At 66.0% G+C, this 25,004-nt stretch carries 3 protein-coding genes; all 3 read right to left on the bottom strand.

Features of this window, described 5'->3' with window-relative positions; genetic code table 11:
* Positions 1 to 260: 260 nt before the first annotated feature.
* Genes M4J40_RS15110 through M4J40_RS15100 form a run of 3 tightly spaced genes read right to left on the bottom strand, consistent with a single transcriptional unit; the run spans position 261 to position 24,858 of the window.
* On the bottom strand, positions 261 to 3,752 hold the full coding sequence (locus M4J40_RS15110) for an AMP-binding protein (RefSeq protein WP_251755090.1): 3,492 nt from the start codon (positions 3,750 to 3,752) through the stop codon (positions 261 to 263).
* Complete coding sequence (locus M4J40_RS15105; protein WP_251755088.1) at positions 3,749 to 18,742, bottom strand: non-ribosomal peptide synthetase; 14,994 nt, start codon at positions 18,740 to 18,742, stop codon at positions 3,749 to 3,751. Before M4J40_RS15105 ends, M4J40_RS15110 begins: the two co-directional genes overlap by 4 nt.
* Entirely contained in the window at positions 18,742 to 24,858 is a 6,117-nt protein-coding gene (locus M4J40_RS15100; protein WP_251755086.1) for a non-ribosomal peptide synthetase/type I polyketide synthase, read from the bottom strand. Before M4J40_RS15100 ends, M4J40_RS15105 begins: the two co-directional genes overlap by 1 nt.
* Between the last annotated feature and the right edge of the window lie 146 nt (positions 24,859 to 25,004).

Below are 25,004 nucleotides of genomic sequence, written 5' to 3'. Positions count from 1 at the left end.
GTTTGCACTGCAGGTTCACATCGGGGGGCGGTAGTCCGCACCTAACATGCGACGAGGAGCTGTCTCCCTCCGGATCGAACTACTGTTTTCCGAAAAGGGCGACGCTTGAGGTGAAAGCTGATGACCTCGTCCCCAGTAAGTGATGTTCCTTCGTAACTTCAAACCGGGTTTGGCTAAGGGTCGACGAGAGCTCTCGGAACTCTACTCAAGAAAAACAACTTTTAGCCTGTGGCATGAATAACATAGCATTCTCCGCGTCGTCAGGAATCGGAGAGTAAAACTCCAGTCCGAGCCAGATAGTCCGCCACATGGGCACAGAGTTCGGTGATGTGCGGCGCTTGAAGCATTTGCCCGTGGGTGCCGTCGATCCAGCGCAGGTCGACGCCACCCGCCACGACGTCGTTCCAGCCGTTGTTGTCGTCCCCGGCGATGCCGGGCGCGGCCGCCGTCGGAATCCTTGGGCGAACGAGCAGGACGTTCCGTGTTTCGCACCTGGACGGTCTGTAGCGCACGGCAGCGAGCGCGTTGTTCTGGAATACGCCCAGCAGCCGGCGCATGCCCGAGCGATCGGTGCTGTCGGGCAGCAGGTGCGAGCCTTTTCCTCTTTCGACGAGAAGATCGAGCCGCGCATCGGGCGTCAGCGGGCGGAGTGTGTCGGCATCGACGATGCCGAGCTCGGAGAACAGGGCAGCCAGATACTCGGCCTCATCCTTGCGCAGGAGATCGCGCACCGGGTCGGGAACGGCCACCGTGTCGAACAGCAGGATCGCCCGCACGTCGCCGCCGACACGCAGCATTTGCTGGGCCGCCTCGTAGGCGAGAAGCCCGCCGAAGCTCCAGCCGGCCATGACCAGCGGTCCTTTGGGCAGGCGCTCCCGTATCTCGGCAAGATATGTCGATGACATTTCTTCGACCGAGGCAAGCAACGGCTGGCCTTCCTCAAGTCCGTAGGACTGCACCATGTAGAGCGGCTGATCCGGGCCGAGCAGTTCCGAAAGCGGCTGGTAGCAGAGTACGTTGCCACCCACCGGATGGAAGCAGACGATCGGAGGCTGCGTTCCCCCGGCATTGAGAGCGACGACCGGCTGCCACTCCTCGTCGCGACGGCGGCCCTCGATGCGAAACGCGAGCTGCGCGAGCGTCGGGAAGGCGAAAAAATCGGCAAGCGGCAGCCGCAAGCCGAAAACGCGCTGGACTTCCGCGACGATCCGCACGGCGAGGACGCTATGCCCGCCCAGGGTGAAGAAATCGGCTTCGGCGTCGATGACGTCGGCGCCGAGAACGTCGGACCAGATGGCGGCGAGTCGGCGTTCGGTTTCGCTGGTCGGCGCGCGTGCCGGCTGGGCGGAAGCAGCCATGGTCGGTGCTGGCAGGCGGGACTCGTCAAGCTTGCCGCTGCGGTTGAGCGGAATATCCTCCACGGAGATCAGCCATGATGGCACCATGAAAGGCGGCAGGCGGGCATCGAGCTCGGCCTTGCAGTCTGCCATATCGAAGCCGGGGCGCGGCACCACGTAGCCGACAAGCGAAGGAGTGCCGCCGCCGTGCGGATCGTACGTCGTCACTGCTACCCGACGCACCAGCGGATGGGCGGCGATGGCCGCCTCGACTTCCCCCAGCTCGATGCGGTTGCCTCGGATCTTCACCTGTCGGTCCACGCGTCCCAGAAAGGCAATCAGACCGTTCTGAAGGCGGCGGCCCATGTCGCCGCTCACATAGCGGCGGTCAGCGCCGGACCCGACGAATCGCGCGCTCGTCTGCTCCGGCGCGTTGAGGTAGCCTCGTCCGACACCAGCACCGCCGATGCGGAGCTCGCCGGGTACCCCGTCGGGCACCGGCCGCCCGGTCTTGTCGCAGAGATCGATCACCGCGCCATGGATCGGCTGGCCAATGGGCGGCGGCAGCGTTTGGCTCCAGCTTACCGACGTCATCACGTGCTGGCAGGCGGCAACGCAGGTCTCGGTCGGGCCGTAGGCGTTGACCACGCGGCAGTCGCCATGGCCGGCGATCGCATAGAAGCGCCTCAGCAGGTCGGGCGGGACCGCCTCGCCACCGAGCAGGAATAGGCGCGCCGAGCTCGCGGTGCCCGCATCGACGAGATGGTCGACCAGCATGGCGAACAGGCTGGGCGTCATGTCGCAGAGATCGAGCTTTCGCGCCTCTATGAAGGCCCTCAGCCTGGTCGGGTCCCTCTTGGTCTCGTCGTCGGCGATGTGAAGCGTGTGCCCGTTGATGAGGGTGGCGAAGATCTGCTTGACCGAGCTGTCGAATGCGAAGGAGGACACGCAGGAGACGTTGAGACCTTGGTCTGACGGCAAGAGCGCGAACAGGCTGTCGGCGACGTGCCGTGCCAGGTTGACCACGGAGTGGTGCTCGATCATCACCCCTTTCGGATCGCCGGTGGTGCCGCTGGTAAACAGCACGTAGGCCAGTCGATCCGGCGTCAGACGGGGCAGCGCGGCGGTGGGGGTATCCAGCTCCGCGGAACCATGGCGGAACTTGCTGGCGGTGGGGGAAACGTCCGGCTCATTCTCCCACCGGACCACGACGTCATAGGCATATGAGGCCGGCTCGAAACCTTCCGCTTCAACCGGGCTGAAGGCAAGCTTCGGCTTGCCGCCCCGCTCGGCGGCCCAATCCTCAAAGAAAGAGCGTGGCACGAACAGGTCTTCGGAAAAGTCCAAGAGCGTCTTCAGTCCCTCGCCGGCGTGCGCGCGGGCAAAGGCATGGAGATCGCCGACATAGGCGTCGCGGCGATCGAGATCCCAGATGCTGCCGGCGAAGATGGCGCCGCCGGGCTTGAGCAGGGCCAACGCCTTGTCCAGAACCTGCCGCAGATAGGAAAAGCCGGGAAAATTCTCGATGACGCTGTTGAGAACGATCAGGTCGAAGCTCGCTGGCGGAAAGACATCTATATCGTGGGCCGGTAGCTGGCGGGTCGTCACCTGTCCGAGGCCGTGGGCGTGCGCCCAGGTGTCGACGCGTTCCACATTGCGACGGGAAATGTCGGTAGCGACATAGAGCCCGGCCCGCGGAGCCACATGGCGCATCGTGAACCCCGAAGCGCAGCCGATTTCAAGAACGCTGCCGCCTGAAGCCAGAAGTGGTGTCGTCTTGCGTCGAGCGTTGTCTCCGAAGGCTGCCATGGCGGCGTCTGTCAGGGGCTCACCGGTAAAGGCGCTCTTCCAGCCGCCGGCCGCTGTATCGTCGGCGGTGTCGCCGGCCAGATGGTCCCAGAGCTCGCCGGTCATCATAACGCCGGCCTTTTCGACGATCTCGTCCACCCTCTCGGCGTCGACCATCAAGAGGTCGCGAAGGGCAGGGCACCGCCATTGCAGGCGGTGGATGTCACGGCAGAACGCTGCCTCGGAGATCAGGAGCGGCGCGGCGCTGATGTCGAGGATGCGCCGCCGCCGCTCGAAGGGCAGCAGCGGGTCGATCGGCACATAGGCGACGCCGGCGAGCAGTCCGCCGAGCGCCGCGGCAACGAAGCGGCGGTTGCGGCCGAACATGACGCCGACAGGCGTCTCAGGCGGCAGGCCAAGCCGAGTGATGAAGCCGGCGATGCGCCTGGCTTCGGCCGCGAGCTCGGCATAGGTCGCGCAGCCATCCTCATCGGTCACCGCTATGCGTGACGGATGGCGCGCCGCCTCTGCCTCGAAGGCCGAACCGATTGTCTCGATCGCGGTGTTCGGCATGGCTTGGCCATGTTCCAGTTTGGTCGTCTCAAAGTCGAGGTCGCCGATCTTCACGAACCACTCTCCCTGGGCTTCCATTCGGCAGCAACGGCTTCCGAGAAGCGAAGCAGATAGCCGAGCCAGCGCTCTGCGGTACCGGCGTCGACGATATCGGTATCGTACTCCATGACCAGCTCACCCCGAACGCCGCTCTCTTGCCAGTAGAGGATGAGGTCGTGCTTGGCCGTGGTTGTATCGATCAGCGGGGCGAGTTCCTCGTCTAGGCGATCCGGTGTGGCTTCCGCCGGTCGGAGTGGCAGACCATCCGGAATTTCGTCGGCCAGAGCATCGAAGCGCTGATATTCGAAGACGACGTTGACCAGCGGTTGGCGGTTCGAGCGGCGTTGTGGCGCCACATCGCGCACCAGAAGGTCGAAAGGATAGTCGCGATGCTCCATCGCCTCGAGGATGGCGCCGTGCGCCGCGTCGACCAGTTCCGTCATCTCGGTGTCCTCGTCCAGATGCAGACGCAGAGGCAGCACGTTGACGAAAAAGCCGATCAGCCCCTCCAACTCGCGACGGTCGCGGCCGGCGACGCCCATGCCGATTACCAGATCGGTCTGGCGTGTCAGGCGATAGAGGAGGGCGGCGAAAAGCCCCAACCCTACGGCGGCCATGGTGATGCGACGATCAAGTGCAAACCGGTGGAGAGCGGTGAGCGTTGTCTCCGGCACCGTCAGCCGGCTGGTTCCACCCCGATAGGACTGGATGTCCGAAAGCGGCCGCTCGCTAGGCAGCACGATGCGATCGGGTGCGCCGTCGAGGCGATTCCGCCAGAAGCTGGCCGCCGCGCTCCAGTCGCGACCTCGTTGCCAGACGGCGAAGTCCTTGTAGGTGATCGGCAGGGGAGGAAGCGCCTCGCTTCGTCCGGTTCGCGCTGCGCCATAGAAGGCCGACAGCTCGCGTGCCAGAAGGCGCGACGACCAGCCGTCGCCGACGATGTGATGGAGCAGGAGAAGCAGCACCACGTCGTCGTCGGTCAGCCGGACAAGCCGTACCCTGAGAAGCGGTGGCTCATGGAGATCGAAGCGGGTTGCGATGTCGCGCCGTGCGCGGGTGACCGCTTCCGAGATCGGATCGGCTGCCTGCCGCAGGTCGTCCACGGCGACGGGCGGTTCCACTCCGACGGCAATGCGCTGGACGATCTCGCCGTCGATCGTGTCAAACCCGGTGCGTAGCGGCTCATGCCGGTTTATCAGCGCGCCCAGCGCCTGCCTGAACGCGGCGACGTCCAGGTCTCCCCGGCATCGGAACACGAAGGCGATGTTGTAGGCCGCTGAGCCCCGATCCATGCTGTCGAGAAGAAAAAGCCGCTGTTGAGCGTGGCTGGCAGGATAAACGTCTAGGACCGGTGCCGTCGCAATGATGTCTTTGCTCTGGCCTCCTTCGATCAGTCGGGCGAGCCCGGCGACGGTTGGCTCGGCGAAGAAATCGGCCATCCTTGGCCGGACGCCGGTCCGCTCGGCCAGCCGGTTGACGATGCGGATCGCTTGAAGACTGTGGCCGCCAAGGTCCAGAAAGCTGGTTCTCCGATCGTTGACTGGCTGTCCCATCACCTCCGTGAGAATGTCGGCGACAAGCGTCTCCGCTTCCCCCCTCGGCGGTTCGATGTCGCCCTCACCCCTTGCCGACAGCGGCGAAAGGTCGTCGATCAAGGCCAGCAGCTTCTGGCGGTCCGTCTTGCCGTTGCTGTTGAGCGGCAGCTCGGAAAGCTCGTACCAAAAGGCAGGGATCATGTAGCTGGGCAGACGATCGGCAAGCCATGCCCTGATGTCGGCGAGGGGTGGGCGATCGCGCCGCTCGGTGAGGCAGGCGATGAGATGGCCCTCGTTTGCTCCCTTCTGGAGAAAGGCGACGGCGGCCGGCATGACGCCGGGGCACGCCTGAAGGACCTGCTCGATTTCGTCGAGCTCGATGCGGAAGCCGCGGATCTTGACCTGGGCATCGGCGCGACCGCCGAACTCGATTACGCCGTCGGCGCGCCATCGTGCGAGGTCACCCGTGCGATAGAGGACGGTGCCCGGCTCGTCCGCTGGCTCGACGAAGGCCTTGGCCGTGAGATCCGGCCGGTTCCAGTAGCCGATCGCAAGACCGTCGCCACCGGCATGAAGCTCTCCCCAGGCGCCGATCGGCATCCGGTTGCCGGACGCATCGAGGATCCGCACCGAGCTGTTGGGCAGGGGACGACCGATGGGCATCGACGATGCGTCGAGATCCTCGCGACGAACGCGATGCATACTGGTGAAAGTGGTGTTCTCGGTCGGTCCGTAGCCATTGTAGAACTGGACGTCGCTCGCCGCTTCGAATGCGCGGCGGATGTGCGGCATGCTCATGGCCTCACCGCCCGACAGGAATGCTCTGACGCCTCTCGTGGCCGACGGATCGTGCTCGATCAGTCGGTTGAACAGGCTGGCCGTCAGAAAAAGGGCGTCGACATCGAAGCGACGGATGGCTGTGGCCATCCGTGCCGGATCGAGCTGGTCGTCTCGCGATGCGACGCAGATGCGGGCACCGTTGAGCAGGGCGCCCCAGATTTCGAAGGTCGAGGCGTCGAAGGCGAGGCTACCGGCCTGCAGGACGTTGTCCCCCGGGCGGAGCTCGGCATAGTCGTCGCCGATCGCAAGACGGATGACGGCGCGCGCCGGCACCAGTACGCCTTTCGGGACCCCGGTCGAACCGGAGGTGTACATCAGATAGACTGGTTGCGATCCGGCATCGGCCGGCCGCGGAATGTCCGGCGGCTCGTCGGCTTCGAGAAGGCGCGCCTCCTCCACGTCTATCACCCCGATTCCGAGCTTGCGTAGAACCGGACCGGTGGTTGTGCCGGCCACGGCCAGTCGGCAGCCGGCATCGGAGGTGATCAGGGCGAGGCGGGCGGGCGGGTACTCCGGGTCGAGCGGCACGTAGATGGCGCCGCAAGCGATCACACCCAGCACCGCCACCACGAGATTGGCGTCGCGGTCGGTGTGGATCGCAACCCGGTCTCCCGGGACGACACCGGTCGAGACAAGAGCCTTTGCGAGTCCATTGGCTCGCCGGAACAGTGCGGAGTAACTGAGTTCCCCCTCGGCATCGGCCACGGCGGCGGCGTCCGGCCGCTGTTCCACCTGCTGCCTGAACAGATCGTAGAGGCCGATGCCGCGCGGCAGCTCTGGCGATGCGCCCTCTTCGAACGACCGGATCCGCTCCAGCTCGTCGGCGGGCAGCAGCGGCAAGCGGCCGATGGGCGTGCCGGGCGGCGAGGCGACCAGCGCTTCCAACAGCACGGAGAAGCTGCGACCGAGCCGCTCCATGCGCTCGGCATCGAAGAGATCGGCATAATACTCGATCGTCAGGGATATCGCCGCCGGCAGATCGCGAACGAAGATGGCGAGATCATTCTTGCAGGCGTCTCGCGCCAGGCCCCAGATGGTCAGTGCGCCGCCATCGCCGGAACCCTGGGCGAAGTTCATGTAGGACAGCGTCACTTCGGACAGCAGCGTTCGGTCGGGTGCCGCCGGCGGGGCGAGGTCGGCGAGCAACTGGCCCAATCCGTAAGCCCGGTGGCGCAAGGCGTCGGCATGGTCGGCATGGACGCGTTCGAGCAAGGCGCCGACATGCATGTCGGGCACAAGCGTCTCGCGCAGCGGCAGCAAGGTCGCCATCATGCCCGGCGTGCCGTAGAAGCCGCCGTCGTCGCGCCGGTCGGCCGGCACGGAGATGACGACATCGGCGGCATTGGCCAGCCGGTGGATCAGAATCATCCAGGCGGTCAGCATCACCGTGAAGGGCGTCACGCGCTGTTGCGATGCGAAGGCGCGCAGCGCGGCGGCGGTGACGGGCGACAGTTCAAGACTGGATATCGAACCACGGAAGGTCTGGACAGGCGGCCGGCGCCGGTCGGCGGGTAGGTCTATCAGAGGCAGCGGTGCCTGGAAGCGCTCCAACCAGTAGCGTCGCGCTTCTTCCCGTTGCCGGCTGCCCGCCCCGTCCGTACTCCAGCGGGTGAAGTCCTTGAGCTGGCGCGCCAGAGGGGGCAGGGCATCTCCCCTCAGAAGGCGCAACAGGTCGCCGGCCAGAAGCTCGATCGACAGTCCGTCGGCCAGGGCATGATGGATATCGATGAACAGGGCCTGCCAGTTGGTAGCTCGTACCAGCTCGAGACGGACCGGTGGCTTGTCCAGAAGATCGAACCGCGTCACTCGCCGACGGCAGGCGTCGAAGGGATCGACCTCGCCGGTCAAGTCGACCTGTGGCAGATGGAATGGACCCGCCGGCAGGACCTCCATCCGCCAGTTGTCGGCCGATCGGAGAAAGCGGCTGCGCAAGATGTCGTGGCGGGCGATCAGGGCGGTGACCGCCACCTCGATTGTGGACACATCGAGGTCGTCGGGAAGACGAATGAGATTGGGCAGGTTGTAGGCCGTGCCCACGTCGGCGGCGGCCTCGGCGTTGAGTACGCCGACCTGTTCGAAGCCGACCGGGTAATCGTAAGCCTCGGTTGCCTCTGGTGCGTCGGTCGGAGCTTCGGACTTGCTGCCTCGCAGCACCTTGGCGAGATTGCCCACCGTCGCTGAACCGAGGATGTCCGGCAACGTCGCGGCAAGCCCGAGCTCGCGGACAATGCGCTCGACGATCTGCATGCCCGAAATGGAGTCGCCTCCGAGGGCATAGAAATCGTCGCTTGGCGTCAGCGACGGATAACCGAGCACGTCGGCCCAGATCGAAGCGAGCGCGGTTTCGAGCGCATCGCCGGCAGGCTTCGGTTGGGCTGGTGTTTCGGCCTTCCGCTGCGGCTGGGGAGCGGCCTGCGTGTCGAAGGACGGGTCGACGACTACGACCTGCGGCGAGCCGGTAGCCAATGCGCGGCGCCACACCGCCACCGCCGTGGCCGGCGTGATGGTGGTCTCGGCCGATACCGCAAGCTTGGAGCGCGCGCCCATGCCGACCTCGGCAAGTCGACACCAGTCGATGGCCAGCGCCGGGCGCCCTTCTGCCCGGAGCTGGGCGCCAAAAGCGTCGGTCCAGGCGTTGGCAGCCGTATAGGCGACCTGTCCCGGCGCGCCCACGAGCCCGGTAGTGGAGCCAAACAGGACAAAGGCCTCGACAGGATCCTGGCGCGTCAGTTCATCGAGATGGCGGGCACCGTCGAGTTTTGGCGCCAGCACGGCCGCCATGTCGGCATCCGGGCGTATGGCGAGGAAACCGCCATCGGCAATCCCGGCAGCGTGCACCACGGCGGTGATGGAGCCGAGTTCGGCGCGGATGGTCGCGAGACAAGCGGACACCGCATCCACGTTGGAAACGTCACAGGTGTAGATACGATGGCGGATGCCCCTTTTTGCGAGGTTGGCCAGGAGGTTCCTCCGACTGGCCGCCTCCTCGCTCTCTCCGCGGATATCGCCGCTTCGGCTGAGCAGGGCCAGAGTCACCTGACCACCTGCCGACATCTCCTCAGCCAGCGACAGCGCCAATCCTCCGAGTCCGCCGCTGACGACGCAGACGCCGTTTTCCGGCCACCTGACCCGGTTGGTGCTGTCCGGCAATACCGCCAGGCGACGCACGAAGCGTTCGTCCCCTCTGAGCGCCACCACGAGCGGGATGGCATCCTTCGGACCGAAGAACTCGAACTCGGCCGCGACGGCAAGCGCACTTACCCGCTCGTCGAGGTCGACGTAGCGAAGGGAGATGAGGGGCTCTTCGTGGGCGAAGGCGATACACGCACCGGCGAGCAGGGCCGAGTTGGGGCGAATGGCTTCGCCCGTCCGCGCGTAGGCGCCTTCGCCGACGGCGATCACGCGCAGTGGTGCGCGAAGATTGGCCGCAAGGGTCCTCAGCACGGAAATGGACTGCCGGAAGGGATCGGCCGAAAGATCTGGAGCCAGGAGAACGAGACTGGCGTTCGCCGGCGTTCCGTTTCTGCCGGCAAGGCGACCAGAACTGGCAAGTCCGTCGGCGAGGCGATCGGCGAGCGGGCCGTCGCCCAGCAGCAGGATCGGCGCTGCCTGAGGTTGGCCGGATAGGGGAAGCGAGATCCAGGTCGGGATGGACACAGGAGCCCGCATCCGATTGCCGAGGACCGCGAACTTGAGGTCTTCAAGCTCCGCAAGAACCCGGCCGTCATCGGGGTCGATCAGAGCGACGTCGGCGGATAGTAAATCGTCTCGACCAGTACGGCGGCGGGCATGCACCAGGAGGCGCGGCGATGGCGGCGCGAAGAACCGAATGGCGCCTGCGCCGACCGGCACGCGCGCCAGGCCATCGAGGGCGACGCTGGCCGCGACGTCGAGCAACGCCGGATCCCAGTGGCCGCCACCTTTCAGTTCGGCCAGCAGTTCGTCTTTGCTCTCGTTTTGCCAGCAGGCCAGTCGACGGTTCCAGCGTTCGCTGACCCTGATGGTACCCTGCTCCGGCGAGAAGGGCGCTACCGGGACGACAAAGGGACAGGCGGCACGCAATCCTGCGAGATCGACCCGTTTGATGGTGCCCTGGCGCGGCGAGATCCGGGCCTCGGCGAGAAACGTCCAGTCGGAACCCGGCGAAACCCGCGCTCCGAGCGATAGCATCCAGCCATCGCCATCGGCATGGATGTCGAGACTGCAGCCATGCGGGGAGATTTCGTCGGGGCGGACTGGCCTTCGCCAGCGCAAGGCGCGAACTTCAAGGTCACCGTCGAGGCCCAGCGTTCGCGCGGCGTCGAGCGCCAGACCGGGAAGCGCCATGCCGACCAGAGTCGGCCGACCACTCAGCAGGTGTTCGGCGACGGGCCAGTAATCGGGACTGCCGAAGTCGACGGGAATGAGCCACCCGTCGCGGGTTGCCACCGGTCGGCCGAGCGGTCCGGTGGCTCGATGTGCACGAGGTCGCGCGACGCCGAAATCCGGATGGCAGGGAACACGGTGAAACAGCGTCGGCGGCAGATGGGCGCGCCCGGCGGGCATGTCGGACGGCCAAACGAGATCGGTACCGGCAAGATAGGCCGCGACCGCGCGCTGCGCCTCGGCATGCGTTGCCGCGATCGCCTTCTCCTGACTTGGGCGACGGCCTGGAGTCGGCGCGATATCTGTGACCGCTCCGCGGCCGGTGATGGCGAACTCGGTCAACGTGCCGATCGCCTCTTCGAGCGTGGTGGCGACAAAGGCGAAGCGGTGTCTGAGATGGGCCCTCCCTTCGGCAAGGGTGCGCGCCACGTCCGCGATGGGCGGCCTGCCCTGGCGGAGGCGCGAGGCCAAGGTCTCGGCGGCAGTGCGAAGCTGGCCTGCCTCGCTGCACGACAGACCGATGACGAAGTGGCCTCCGATGACGGTTGGTACCCTTGAGGGAGGGACTTCGAGGATAACGTGGGCGTTGATGCCGCTCAGGCCGAACGAGCTGACGCCCGCCCGCCGTGGCGTGCCGCGATCGGCAAGCGGCATGATCGCTTTGGGGACCACGACCGGCGCGCGCGTGAAGTCAATCTTCGGGTTGGGCGCGTCGAAGAACGGCTGCGGCGGCGCAATATCGTGCTGCAGGCAGAGCACCGCCTTGGCGAGGCCGAGAATGCCCGCTGCCGCGTCGAGGTGCCCGTAGTTGCCCTTGACCGAACCGATGGCGGCGAACCCGACTTCCGCCGTGTGGTCCGCGAAAGCGCTCGTCAGGCCTGCGATCTCGATCGGATCGCCCAGCACGGTACCCGTCCCATGCGCTTCCACATAGGAAAGGGTGGCGAGGGAAATGCCGGCCACATGGGCGGCTGTCCGGATCGCTTCGGCCTGGGCGGCCGGATTGGGCGCCGACAGGCCGCTTGAAGCGCCATCCTGGTTGACGGCGCTGCCGAGGATTACCGCATGTATGGGGTCGCCATCTTCCTGCGCACGCGAGAGTGGCTTCAGGAGCAGCGTCACGGCTCCTTCCCCCATTCCGGTTCCGTCGGCGTCGCTGGCAAAGGCGCGCGTCCGGGCGGTGGAGGAATCGATGGCCATCCTGCCGCCTGCCTCCGGAGGCACCGGCAGCAGCTTGGCGGCACCGACAAGCGCGACCTCGCATTCGCCTTCGGCGAGGGCGTGGCAGGCCAGATGCACCGCGGTCAAACCCGACGAGCAGGCGGTATCGACAACCATCGCCGGTCCTCGCCAGTCGTTGAGGAAGGCGAGCCGGGTCGCGATATTGGAGGGCACGTTGAGAATGAAGATCTGCTCGCTTCTCTCCGGGAGCAGTCCCAACATCGCGTCGCGATAGACGGTGGACGGAGCCCCACCCACGAAGACTCCGACACGTCGTCCGTGAAGCGCTGCCCCGCCATAGCCGGCGTCGTCAAGGGCCCGACTCGCCGTATCGAGGAACAGGCGCTGCTCCGGGTCGAGCAATGCTGCGTCCATCGGTGACATTCGGAACCGGCTCGGTTCGAAGGCGAAGATCTCGTTGAGGTAACCGGCCTCCCGGAAATCCGAGGGCGCCTCGCGCCCCATCAGCTCGAACAGGCGCCGGGCGTCCTCGGCCCGTTTCGGCGACAGGCGAGCGACGCGGTCGTCCGCTCCGGCGATGTCGCGCCAGAAACTGTCGAGATCCTCGAAGTCGGCAAGACGGATCGCCATGCCCACGATGGCAACCGGCCCGGCCGTCGCGCCGGTCTGGCGAACGGTCACGGCTTCCTTCGATGCGGCGATACGACGTGCCTGGGCGGCGATCGTCGCCTCGCCGAACAGGTCGGCAATGGTGAACACGCCCGGCCAACGCTGATCGAGCTGTTCGTGCAGCCGGATGACCAGCAGCGAGTTGCCGCCGACGTTGAAGAAGCCGTCGGCGGGGCCGAAACTGCGGTCCGGAAGGAGACCGCGCCAAATGGCGGCAACGGCCTCTTCGACAGGAGAGGTGACAACCGCTTCCGTAGGTTCGTCGAGCGGCTTGCCGGACAGCGCCTTGCGATCGACTTTGCCGCTGGTGGTCAGAGACAGTCTCTCGAGGTGAAAGAAGCGGGCCGGGATCATGTAATCCGGCAGCGAGCGGGAGAGATGGGCGCTGAGTTCGGCGACATCGGGTCGCCTAGTCGAGACGACATAGGCGTGCAGCTCGGTGAGACCGCCTACTCGTTCCGGAACGACGACCGCCCGCTCCACCGCTGGATGGCTCTCAAGCGCATGCTCGATTTCGCCGCACTCGATGCGGAATCCGCGCACCTTCACCTGTTGGTCAATCCGGCCGAGATACTCGATGCTGCCGTCGTGCCGCCAACGGCCAAGGTCGCCGGTACGATAGATCCGGCCGCCCGCCCGGAACGGATCGGGAAGGAAGCGCTCTACGGTCAGTTCGGGTCTGTTGACGTAGCCGTGCGCCACCTGAACGCCGCCGATATGGATCTCGCCGGCCAGGCCGATCGGCGCCGAATTTCCCTCCGGGTCGAGTATGTAGATCCGGGTATTGGCGATGGGCCGGCCAATGGGCACGACGTCGCCCCCGCCCCAGGGTGAGCATGGTTGCCAGGTGACGTCGACGGTTGCCTCGGTCGGGCCATAGAGGTTGTGAAGCTCGGTGCCATGTGCGGCGTGCAGGAGCCGATTGAAGCGCTCGACCTGGGCTAGGTCCAGTGCCTCGCCGCTGGCGAAGACGTATCTCAGCCGGTGCAGACGACCGACTTCTTCTGGATGACCGTCGAGCCAGCCGAGGAAGGCCGCCAGCATCGACGGCACGAAGTGCATGACGGTGACGCCGAAGCGCTCCACCGCTGCGACGAGCTCTTCAGGGTTCTTTTCGGCTCCCGGTGGCGGCAGCGCGACGGTAGCGCCAGCCCACGACCACCAGAACAGTTCCCATACGGAGACGTCGAAGGTGACCGGCGTCTTCTGCAGGATAACGTCGCCCGGCCCGATGGGAAATGTCGACTGCATCCAGAGGATGCGGTTGAGCACGGCTTGATGTTCTATCGCCGCACCCTTGGGACGTCCGGTCGAGCCTGAAGTGAAGATTACATAGGCGATATCGTCGGGTGAGGCGGTGGCGCTCACGGGAGTGGCGATTTGATCGCCGCCGAGAGCGACAAAGCGGCTCCCGGCAAACAGGGGAGCAAGGTCGGCCGATCCGAGCACCAGTGGACCGCCGAGGTCGGCGAGCATGTCGTCGCGCCGCTGCTGGGGATGATCGGGATCGAGCGGTGCGTAGGCGGCGCCGGCCATCAGGATGCCATGGATGCCGACGAGCAGGTCCGGCGATCGCTTTGCGCAGATGGCGACCACTTCCCCGGGGCGAACCCCTTCTTCGCGCAAACGGTCGGCAACGGCGGCGGCCCGACCGGCAAAGCCGGCATAGTCGAAATGACCGTGATCGAAGAGAACCGCCGGAGCGTCGGGCGTTGCCGCGACCATGTCCATGAACGGCTCGGGGATCGTCCTGCGCATTGGCAGGGGGAAGTCTGTGTCGTTGAAGTCCTCAATGACGCGACGCCGCTCCTCCTCGTCGAGCAGCTGTAAGTCGCCCAATGGGCAGGCCGCGTCGCCGAGAACGGCGTCGGCCACGAGGAGCAGTCGCCTGTACAGATCGTCGATGGTTTCCGGCTGGAACAGGTCGGCGTCATGCTCGACCTGAACACGGATACCATCCACGCCTCGCAGGAAATGGAAGGCGAGGTCGAACTTGGCAAAGGGGAAGGACACATCGACCAGGCCGACCGCGACGTCCGGCAGCTCGGGCACTCCGGGGGCGCCTTCCTGCCAGGTGGCCATCACGTCGAAAAGGGGGTTGCGGCCGCGATCGCGGACCGGAGCGACCGCGTCGACAAGGGCCTCGAACGGGCAATCCTGGTCGGCCATGGCATCCAGGCAGTCCCGCCGCGTTGTCGCCAGAAGATCTCGGAATGCGAGACAGGGGTCGAGACGCGCGCGCAGCACCAGCGTGTTAACGAAAAAACCGACCAGATCGGCGGTTTCCGATCGTCCACGCCCCGCCACAAGGGTTCCTAGGGCAAAGTCGGTCTGTCCTGTGTATCGATGGAAAAGCGCCTGCAGAAGCGCGAGCAGCACCATGAACGGCGTTGCGTCCTCGGCAGCGGCGAGCTCGTCCAGCCGCCGCGTCGTTTCGGCCGACAGGGTGTAGGCGGCAAATCGTCCGTGGAAGCGTTGCGTCGCCGGCCGTCGGCCGTCTGTCGGCAGGGCGAGCGGTTCGGGCGGCGGCGTGAGATCGGCGACGCGGCGCGCGATCAGGGCGCGGCCCTCGTCGGACTCGACGAACCCGCGCTGCCAGACGGCGAAGTCCTCATAGTGGCGCGAGAGCGTCGGCAGACGTGGTGCTGGCCGGCCCAGCTCGCAGGCATAGAGACTGCCGAGATCGCGCAGCAGGATCGGCATCGACCACCCGTCGCAGGCCGAATGGTGGATCGAGACCACCAGGCGCCAGTGGCTCGGTCCCAGCGTGATCAGCCGGGCTCGAACCGGCGGTTCGTCCTCAAGGCGAAAGGCGATCGACGCATCGGCGGCGGCCAGAGCGTCGGCCGCGGAGATGGGATCTGGCTCTTTGCCGAGATCGGTCTGGAGCAAGCGGAGATCGCCGGCAGGAACCAGCCGCTGGCGGGCTCCTACGGGGTCGTCGGGCCGTCGCACGATGCGCAGCCGGAGGGCATGGTGTCGGTCTTCGAGCGCAGTCAAGGCGCGTTCCAAAGCTGGGACGTCGAGCTGACCCTCGAGATCGAGCGCGCCGCAGACGTTGTAGACGGCGGCGTCGGGGTATAGGCGCTGCAATACCCACAGCCGGGCCTGACCGCTCGACAGGGGGAAGTCGGGGCCTTCCGCCCTAGGCAGTGGCAGCGAACCCGTCGATGCCTCGAGCAGTTCGGCAATCCGCTCGACCGTGCGCGCTGCGACGAGGCCTTGGATCTTTGGCCGGACGCCAGTCTCCTGTTCCAAGCGGGCGGCGAGGCGCATGGCGAGCAGACTGTGGCCGCCAAGCCGGAAAAAGTCGGCCTCGGCGTCGATAGTGGTATCCGGAAACAGTTCGCCGAAGAGGCGCGCCACCAGTCGTTCGGCATCCGTCGAGGCGGCCCGCCCATCGGTGGGTGTTTCCTGTTCGGCCACGAGTGCGAGCAGGGCCTGGCGATCCTTCTTGCCGTTGGTGGAAGCCGGCAGGACATCGACCGCTACGAAGCGGCCGGGCAGCATGTAGTCGGGCAGGCTGTCGCGCACGGCCGCGCGCCAGCGATCGATGTCGGCCGCGCCGCTTGCCACAAAGGCGACGAGGTGTCGGCGGTCGCCCTCGCCGACCGTCAGCACGGCAGCGTCGCGCACGCCCGGCAGCGCCGACAATACGGCCTCAATGGCGCCGATCTCGATGCGGTGCCCCCTGATCTTCACTTGGTCATCGCGCCGGCCTGCGAACTCGAGCACGCCGCTCTCGGTCCAGCGCACGATGTCACCCGTGCGGTAGACGCGTAGGCCATCGATCTCGGGAAAGGCTCGTTCCGTCAGGTCCGGGCGGCCGACGTAGCCGAGCGCGAGGCCGTCGCCGCCGGCATGGAGCTCCCCCCAGACGCCGATCGGCTGGGGCATGCCGCCCCGACCGAGCACCAGGGCGAGGCTGTTGGCAATGGGGCGTCCAATGGGGATCGACGACGCGCCGAGATCGCTTTGGCTGATCGGGTGCGTGGTCGTGAAGGTCGTGTTCTCGGTAGGGCCGTAGCCGTTGACGAGGCGAAGGTCGGGACAGGCCGCCATGACGCGCGCGACATGCGTCGGGCTCAGCGCCTCGCCGCCGGAGATCAGCTGACGCAAGGAGCGGAATGCCCCCGGTTCTTCGTCGGCGACGCGATTGAAGAGGGTGGCCGTCAGCCACATCACATCGACGGAATGGCGCACCAGCGCTTCCTGCAGTACGGCCGGGTCGAAGAGCGTCTCATCGTCGATAAAGGCGAGCCGGGCGCCGGCGAGCAGCGGAGCCCATACTTCGAAGGTCGCGGCATCGAAGCCGAGAGGCGCGGCCTGCGCCACGGTATCGTCGGGCGTCAGCGCAACATAGTCGGTATTGATGACCAGCCGGGCAATGGCGCGGTGTGGCACGAGCACGCCCTTGGGTTCCCCAGTCGTGCCTGACGTGAACATCACGTAGGCCGGATCGTCACCGCCTCGAATGATGTCTTCGAGACACGAGGGCGATACCGGGGCGTCGCCCTCGATGTCGAGAAACGCGGCCTCAAGTCCCTGAAGACGCCCTCTGGCCGTTGTATCGGCGATGATGCGGGTCGCCCCGGCGGTCGCCATCAGCCGGCGGATGGCGTCGGGAGGCATGCTTCCGTCGAGGGGCATGTAGACGGCCCCCGCCTTGAGAATGGCAAGCTCGGCGATGATCGCCTCCGGCCCTCGACCGGTTGCCAGCCCCACCACCTCGCCAGGCGCGACGCCATGGGTGATCAGGCACTGCGCGGTCGCGTCCGAGCGGTGGTCGAGGTCCGCATAGGTGATGATCGCCTCGTCGGTCACCAGCGCCGGCCGGTCGCCCTCACGGCGGGCGACCTTGCGAAAGAGTTCGGAAATCGACAGGTCTGCGGGATAGGGGCGGCTGGTGGCATTGAGCTGCCGGAGTTCGGCCTCCTCATCCTCGGTGAGCAAGGGCAGCTTGGCGAGAGGTGTTTCAGGCCGATCGGCTGCGGCCTGGATCAGCCGGTCGAGGTGCCCAGCCATGCGTTCGATGCGCCGACGGCCGAACCGGCCGGTATCGTACTCGATGCAGAGCTGGGTAACGTTGGCGCCGCTTCGCTCGAATGTGAACAGCAGCGGAAACTTGCCGGTGCCGACATTGGAGGCTTCGTAGGTGAACGCTATCGAGGCGGCTTCTTCAACGACCACGGCCGCGTCGATGAGAGCCGGCGCCGACGCCGCCATCGCCATCCGATGCAGGCGGGCGTTGGGGATGTCCTGATAGTCGATCACCGCCGACACCTCCTCGGCGACAGACTCGACCAGACGACCGAAGGTCGATGCCGAGAGCGCGTCGATGATCACCGGCATGACCGAGGCGAAACAGCCGACCGTCGACGAGGAGTCCGATTCGATGCGCCCGGAGAAGGGTATTCCCAGTGAAACGAGCCCGCTGTTCTTGTAGCGCCCGAGCAGCGCGGCGACGGCGGAACAACACAGCGTGTTGATGGTCGACCGCGCGCCCAGCTTGCGCAGGGCCGCCTGTGTCGCCGCTGAAAGCTCGACGACGAGCCGACGGCCATCGATGGCGCCTTCGGCGATGCCGTCGCAAGGCAGTTCTTCGTTTTCGGACAAGCGGGCGATGCGCGGTCCCCAAAAGCCCTCGAGGATGGCGTTGCGCCGCTCGTCGAGTGCATCGAGGCGCCGTTGAGCCAGTTGCCCCGATGAAACCGCGATAGCGGGCAACGCGGGGTGGCGCCCGTCCCGGAGATCGCCGATGACGGCTCTCAGTTCCGCCGACAGGACAGCACAGGATATGCCATCGAGAATCAGATGATCGGCGGCGAGGACGAGTTGGTCCCCATCCGCTCCGAGATGAGCCAGGTGGAATCGGACAAGCGGTCCGTTCCTGAGATCGAAGGGGCGGGCAGCCTCCCGGATGAACACCAGCTCGGCCGTCGCCTTCGGATTCTCGGCATTGGTGAAATCGTGCAACAGAAGAACGGGCGCTACGGTCGGTAGCACCCGCTGAAATGTCCTTCCGTCCTTTTCTGTGAAAACCGTTCTGAGCGCCTCGTGCCTATCGACAATGTATTGAACAGCCTGCCGCACCACCTCTTCGCCGACACGCGGCAGGGGGACGGGAAAGATGATCGTGTAGGCCACGTCATCCGGCCGATCGAGACGGGCAAGCCAGATGGCTTCCTGTGCTGGCGACAGCTCGTGGAGCAGGGCAGGCATGGCGTCGGCGGAGAAATGGGCCAGCAGATCGGCCTTCGCCTCGCGAACGCGCTGTTTGAGATCGGGCGTGAACGCGCCGGGCGGGGCCTCGAACCCGAGATTGTCGCCTTCCGCCCACAAGCGGATGCCAAGGGCGGATAGCTCCAGAAGGAGTGTCTCGATACTGCCGGAACCGGTTGGATTGCTGTGCATCAGATCGTTCCGCGTTCCAAGTCGAGGGGCGCTCCCTCAAGTAGATTGGCCAGCCGGCGAGGCGTGGTCTCCGTCAGGACCTGCGCGGTGGAGACCGGCATGCCGAGTTTTTCGCTGAGGCGCGAAGCAACGCGCATGGCGCTCATGGAGTCGCCGCCACATGCGAAGAAGTCGGTATCCTCGGCGACGTCCTGCACACCGAGCACATCTCTCCAAACCGAAAGAACGGTTGTCAGGGCTGAAGGCCGAGGGGCCATCTTCCCCAAGGGTACCTCCGGCGCAGCGCCCTCGCCTCCGCCCTCGGCCGGATCCACCCACAGGCGCCGACGGTGGAAGGGATAGGCGGGGAGTGCAACCTTGCGACGCTCTCCGGGCGAGATGGTCGACCAGTTGGGTTCGATGCCGCGAACCCAGAGCCTTGCCACGGCTTCCCGGATGCCGATGGCTTCGTCGCCGATACGTGGCGCCGCGGTAACGACGTCGGCCTCCGGAATGCCCGAGGCTCTCGCAAGGCGTGACAGGGTTGCTCCCGGTCCGATCTCGACGAAAAGCCCGGCGTCGGCTGCCAGTTCCTTGACGCCATCGGCAAAGCGAACGGTGCCGCGCAGATGGCGAACCCAATAGGACGGATCCGTCGCTTCGCTGGCCGATATCCACCGACCGGTCAGATTCGAGATGAAGGGTATTTCGGGCGGGCAGAGCCGGACGCGCGACAGCAGGTCGCCGAACTCGTCGAGGATGCCGTCCATCAGGGAGGAATGGAAGGCGCGCGAGGTGTTGAGTCGCCGCCCGCCAAGAAGCGCTTCGACGCGCGCCACCTCATCCTCTGGTCCCGCCACCACGCACTGTCGCGGCCCGTTGACGGCCGCGAGCGACAGTCCACCGGCTGCTTCGGCGCCAAGTCCAGCGATGCGGGACTGGGCCTCCTGTTCGCCGAGGGACAAAGCCAGCATCGCGCCGCGTGGCGTCGACCCCATCAGTCGACCTCGTGCGGCGACAAGCCGGAGGGCGTCCTCGAAGGACATGACTCCGGCAATGCAGGAGGCGACCAGCTCGCCGATGGAATGGCCGGTCAGTGCAATCGGCACCACCCCCCAACCGATCAACAACTGCGCCATGGCGTACTCGGTCACGAACAGGGCGGGCTGGGTCAGCGCCGTCTCGGCAAGTCGGCGAGCCGCATCTGCGTCGTCGGGTTGAGCGAGCAACAGGTCTCGGACCGACGATGCTCCGGTGCCGACCAGAAGCTCGGCCGCCTCGTCCAGAATGACCCGATAGGCCTGCTCGGTCCTGTAGAGGTCCGCGCCCATGCCTGGCGCCTGGGTGCCCTGTCCAGGAAAGGCGAAGGCGACGCCCGGCGCCCCCTTGCGGCACTCGCCACGTAGGCCGGGGCGATCCATGAGTTTCGCCGAGGCTTCTTTGGAGGATCGCGCGACCACGGCCATGCGATGGGGCATCCGCCGCCGGCCAGACTGAAGGGTGAAGGCGGTGTCGGCGAGAGGGGGGGCGTCTTCGGTACCGCCGAGGCGGCCGGCAAGTGTGTCGGCCAAACGGTCGAGGCTTTCGCCGTCCGCTGCCGACAGGATGAGGACTTCGGGGCGTTCCTTTGTCGTATCCGACGCCTTCTTCCTGACAGGCGGTGCCTCGACGATCACGTGGACATTGGTCCCGCCGAGGCCGAAGGAACTCACACCGGCTCGCCGTGGCGTTCCGTCGGGGCGAGCTGGCCAGGCCTCGGGCGCGGCATTGACGCGGAACGGGCCGGCCGCAAACGGAACGCGGGCGTTAGGCGTCCTAAATCCGACGGTTGGCGGAACGATTCCCTCTCGGACGGCAAGGATCGTCTTCACAAGCCCGGCCAGACCGGACGCGGCATCGAGATGGCCGAAATTGCCCTTGACCGAGCCGAGAAGCACCGAGCCCGCAGGAAGACCGGCGTAGGCTTCGTTGAGGCTTGCAACCTCTATGGGGTCGCCAAGGGCGGTCCCTGTTCCGTGTCCTTCAACGAAACCGATGGATGCGGGATCAACTTGCGCGTCGGCAAGCGCCGCGGAAATGGCGGCCGTCTGCCCGGAAACGGAGGGTGCGGTGAAACCCGCCTTGTCGGCACCATCGTTTGAGACGCCAATGCCCCTGATCACGGCGTGAATGGAGTCGCCATCGGCCTCGGCGTCGGCAAGGCGCTTCAGGAGAAGCGCAACGGCACCGCTGCCGCCCACCGTGCCATCGGCTTCGGTATCGAAGGGGCGGCACCGCCCCCGAGGCGAACCGATGCCGCCTTCGACCGCGTGGTAGCCTCCAGCCGAGGTCAGCCCCAACGAGGCGGTCGCGACCAGGGCGGCCCTGCATTGACCGCTGCGCAAGGCCTGAACGGCCAGCGTCAGAGCCGTCAGGCCCGTGGAGCAGGCGGTGGCCACCGAAATCGCCGGACCGGTCAGGCCGAACTTGTAGGCAAGGCGAAGCGCCGCGAAATCCTTGTCGGACGCAATGACCATTGCGTAGCGCTCGGCATCGAACCGGCCGTGGATACGGTCGAACAGATTGTCGAAGACGTAGCTGTTGAAACCGGTCCCGGCAAAGACCCCGACCGGTCCTTCGTGGCTGGGGTTGCAACCGGCGTCCTCCAGAGCGTGGTGCCCGACCTCCAGGAGGAGGCGCTGTTGCGGATCGATGGTGGCGGCTTCGCCCGGCGTGTAGGCGAAGACACCGGCGTCGAAGCCGGCAATGTCGTCGAGCCGGGCCTGGGTGCCGACATAGGAGGGGTTGCCGAGAAGCTTCGGATCGATCCCGGCCATTCGCATTGTGTCGGCGTCGGCTTTCGTGAAGGGAGCACGACCGTCGACGAGCAATCGCCAGAGCGATGACGGGTCGTCTGCCCCCGGCAGGCGGAATGCCATGCCGACGATGGCAATGGTCTTGTCGACTGCTTGCGCCGGTTCATCTCTAGCCTCCACCGGCTGCGACGCATCGACGTCGGCGAGATAGCCAGCCAGCGAGTTGATCGAGGGATAGCGAAAGATGTCGACCGCCGTAAGTTCACGACCGGTCGCCGCCGAGAGGCGGGCCTGTGCCTGGGGGACCATGAGCGAGTGCCCGCCGAGCTCGAAGAAGCTGGCATCGGGGTCGATGTCCTCGCGATCGAAGAGTTCGGACCACACCGACGTGATCAGGCGTCGCATGGTGGCGAGGCGGCCGTGATCGGCGAGCGCGACTCTTGTCGCGCGACTGTCGGGTTCGTCTCCAGGGGATGCGTCCGCCTTCAGCGATGCGCGGTCGATTTTGCCCGAGGGCTGAAGGGGAAGGCGCGCATGACGCACCCACCTGTCGGGAATGGCCGCTGCGGGAAGCAGGGAAGCGAGCCGCGACCTGAGCTCTGCTGGCGAGGCCGTACCAGCGAAATGGGTGACAAGACGGGTGCTGGCACCGGTGCGATCGACAAGGACGGCAGCCTGGTCCACCCCCGGTAAACCGGACAGTGCCGTCTCGATCTCGCCAAGCTCCAGTCGCTGGCCCCGGATTTTCAGTTGCTCATCGAGGCGTCCCCGATAGGCGATGGTCCCGTCCTCCCTCCAGAGGCCGCGGTCACCGGTGCGGTAGAGGCGCTCTCCCGGCAGAAAGGGATCGTCGACAAAAGCTTCGGCCGTTTGCTCCGGCTGCCCCAGGTAGCCGCGCGCCAGGCCATAACCGCCGATCGCGATCTCGCCGACCACGCCGATCGGGGCGCGGCGACCGTCGGCGTCAAGGATTCGAATCCGATAGCCCGGCACCGGTCGGCCGATGGCAGGCTCGCCTGCCGTGGGATCGACCAGCGTCGCTGTCGCTTCGATCGTCGCTTCGGTTGGTCCGTAGACGTTCCAGATTGCCGGGGGGCTCAACACCGCAGCCGCCTCGCGGGCCAGATCCGCCGTCAGTCGCTCGCCTCCCAGGACAAGGCGCTTCAAGCCTGGCATGCCCCCATGCGGTGCGGTCGGCAAAAGGCTCGCCAGCATAGACGGCACGAGATTGAGATGAGTAACCCGCCGTGTCTCCATTTCCCGCCACATGGCCTGCGCATCGATGACTTGCAGACGCGGAGGCATCCACAGGCGCGCGCCGACAAGAAGCGGGCACAACACCTGCTCCTGCCATGGATCGAAGCCGATGGAGAAGGTGACGGCGATGGTCTCGTCTGCGGTCATGCCGAAAAGACCCGACAGGGACCGCATTTTCGTCGCGAGCGCCCGGTGGGTGATACCCACCGGCTTGGGGCGGCCCGTCGACCCTGACGTGTGATAGATGGTGGCGAGCCTGTCGGGTGACCAGCGTGCGCCATCCGTGCGGCGTACCTCCGGCATGCCCGGCTTGAGGTCGTCGAGGACGACGACTCTTCGTCCGCCATCGGTCGGCAGGGCGGCCAGAGAGACCCGGTCGGTCAAGATCAGCCGGCAGCCGACGCCATCCATCATGGTGGCGAGGCGTGCGGGGGGCTGGATGGGGTCGAGCGGCAGCGCCGCGCCGCCGGAGATCAGGACGCCGAGAAAGCCTGCGATCTGCAGGGATGAGGGGGCCAAGCACAGCCCGATCGGTTCCTCGGGGAGGACATTCTGGTCGGCAAGCTGCCGGGCGACGGCGCAAGCCAACGCCGAAAGATCACCGTAACTTGTGTCGCCATTCATGTCGGCAATGGCGATGGCCTCTGCCCGGCGCGCTGCCTGTTCGAGAAAGAGCTCGTGAACCGGTCGATCTTCGAGAGCCGCCTCCGGACCGTTCTCCCAGCGGACGATCTCGACGAGTTCGCGCCCGCCGGTGCCGGGCAGGTCGCCGATCGGCGCATCCGGGGTCGCCATGGCCGAAGACATCAGCGTGACGAACCGGTCCGATAGCCGACTGACGGCCGCCTCGCTATGGATGTCAGGGTTCCGGCGCCAGACAAGGGGCGCAGGACGCCCATCGATATCGCTGTGCGTGGAATCGAAATGAAGACTGATGTCATCCACGGGGCCGCTGGCCAGCGTCGTGCGGATCGAGGTCAGGCCATCGAATGAAGCCGCTCGAGGAAAATCTATCGGATTGAAGATCGCGGCCCTGGAGTCGCCGTCGCTCCAGGGCGTGATGGAGGCTTCGCGCATATGGATGGCGCCCATTCGCATGTGCCGGAAATCAGCGCGCAGTCGGGTGGACAGCTGCTTCACGAGGTCGGCGAAGGTCGCAGCTTCGTCAAGCCGGGCATGGATCGGTACGACCGACGTGCAGAGCCCGACCGTATTCCGCTCGATGCGACCGTGACGATTGAGAAGCGGTGTGGCGGCGACCGGGCAAGACGTACCGGTTGCGCGCCCGAGCAGCAGCAGGTAACCCGCCAGCAGTACGATCGAGGGCGTCGTTCCAAGCGAAGTGGCGAACGCTTTCACCTCATCTATGAATCCGAAAGGGATATCGCTCACAAAGAAGGGCGCCATATCGGTGGCCGTAACGGATGGCCCCGGGTGGAAGCGGCTGGCTGTCCCCCCTTGAAGAAGGCGCCCGCGCCAATAGGCGGCATCCCTCGCGAACTGCTCGGAACCGGCATAGGTTGCATCGGCGGCGATCAGGTCGAGATATCGCCCCATCGATGAGGGCGGTGGCGGCGAACCTCGCAGCAAGGCGTTATAGATATCGGCGACACGACGCACCTGCGCGGCGCTGCCGAAGCCATCGTTGATGAGGTGATGGTTGACGCGCAGCCACCAGTGTTGCTCGGGGCCGAGCCGGATCAGCCGATGACGAACGAGCGTCTCGCCGGAAAGATCGAACGGGCGTGCTATGACGGCGCGGCATTCAGCGAGCGCGGCGTTTTCCGGCGTACTGCCGTAATCCCCGGCATCGGCCACGTCGACATGCAGAAACTCTCCGGCCACGGTTCCGAGCCTGAGGCGGGGGATGCCGTCGATGTCGAGGATTCGGAGTGCGCAGGCATCCGCTTCGGTATCGGCCGCAAGCACCGCGCGCCGAAGGAGGTCCGGACGCAACGGCCCGTCGAAGCGATTGATTTCGGCGAGATTATAGGCTGCCTTGTTTGGCCGGGACCGATTATCGAGCCAAATAGCGACTTGTGGTGCCGTTAAGGGAAAATCGCCAGCCAACTCAATAATCTCCACCCCGTGTAGAGCCTACCTGCTCCTTCCCGATTTCGGCAAGAGGGAACATACCCAATGTTCACAACTGCCGGTCCCGTGGCCCGCGCCTTGGTGTTTGAATCCTTTACCGTTTTCGGACAGGTGACCTGGTTCCGTCATTTCGCGAC

Origin of the sequence: Pleomorphomonas sp. JP5 (assembly GCF_023721815.1) — a bacterium.
Lineage (GTDB): Bacteria > Pseudomonadota > Alphaproteobacteria > Rhizobiales > Pleomorphomonadaceae > Pleomorphomonas.
The sequence above is the reverse complement of the archived record's forward strand: the minus strand, read 5'-3'. Positions and strand labels throughout refer to the sequence as shown.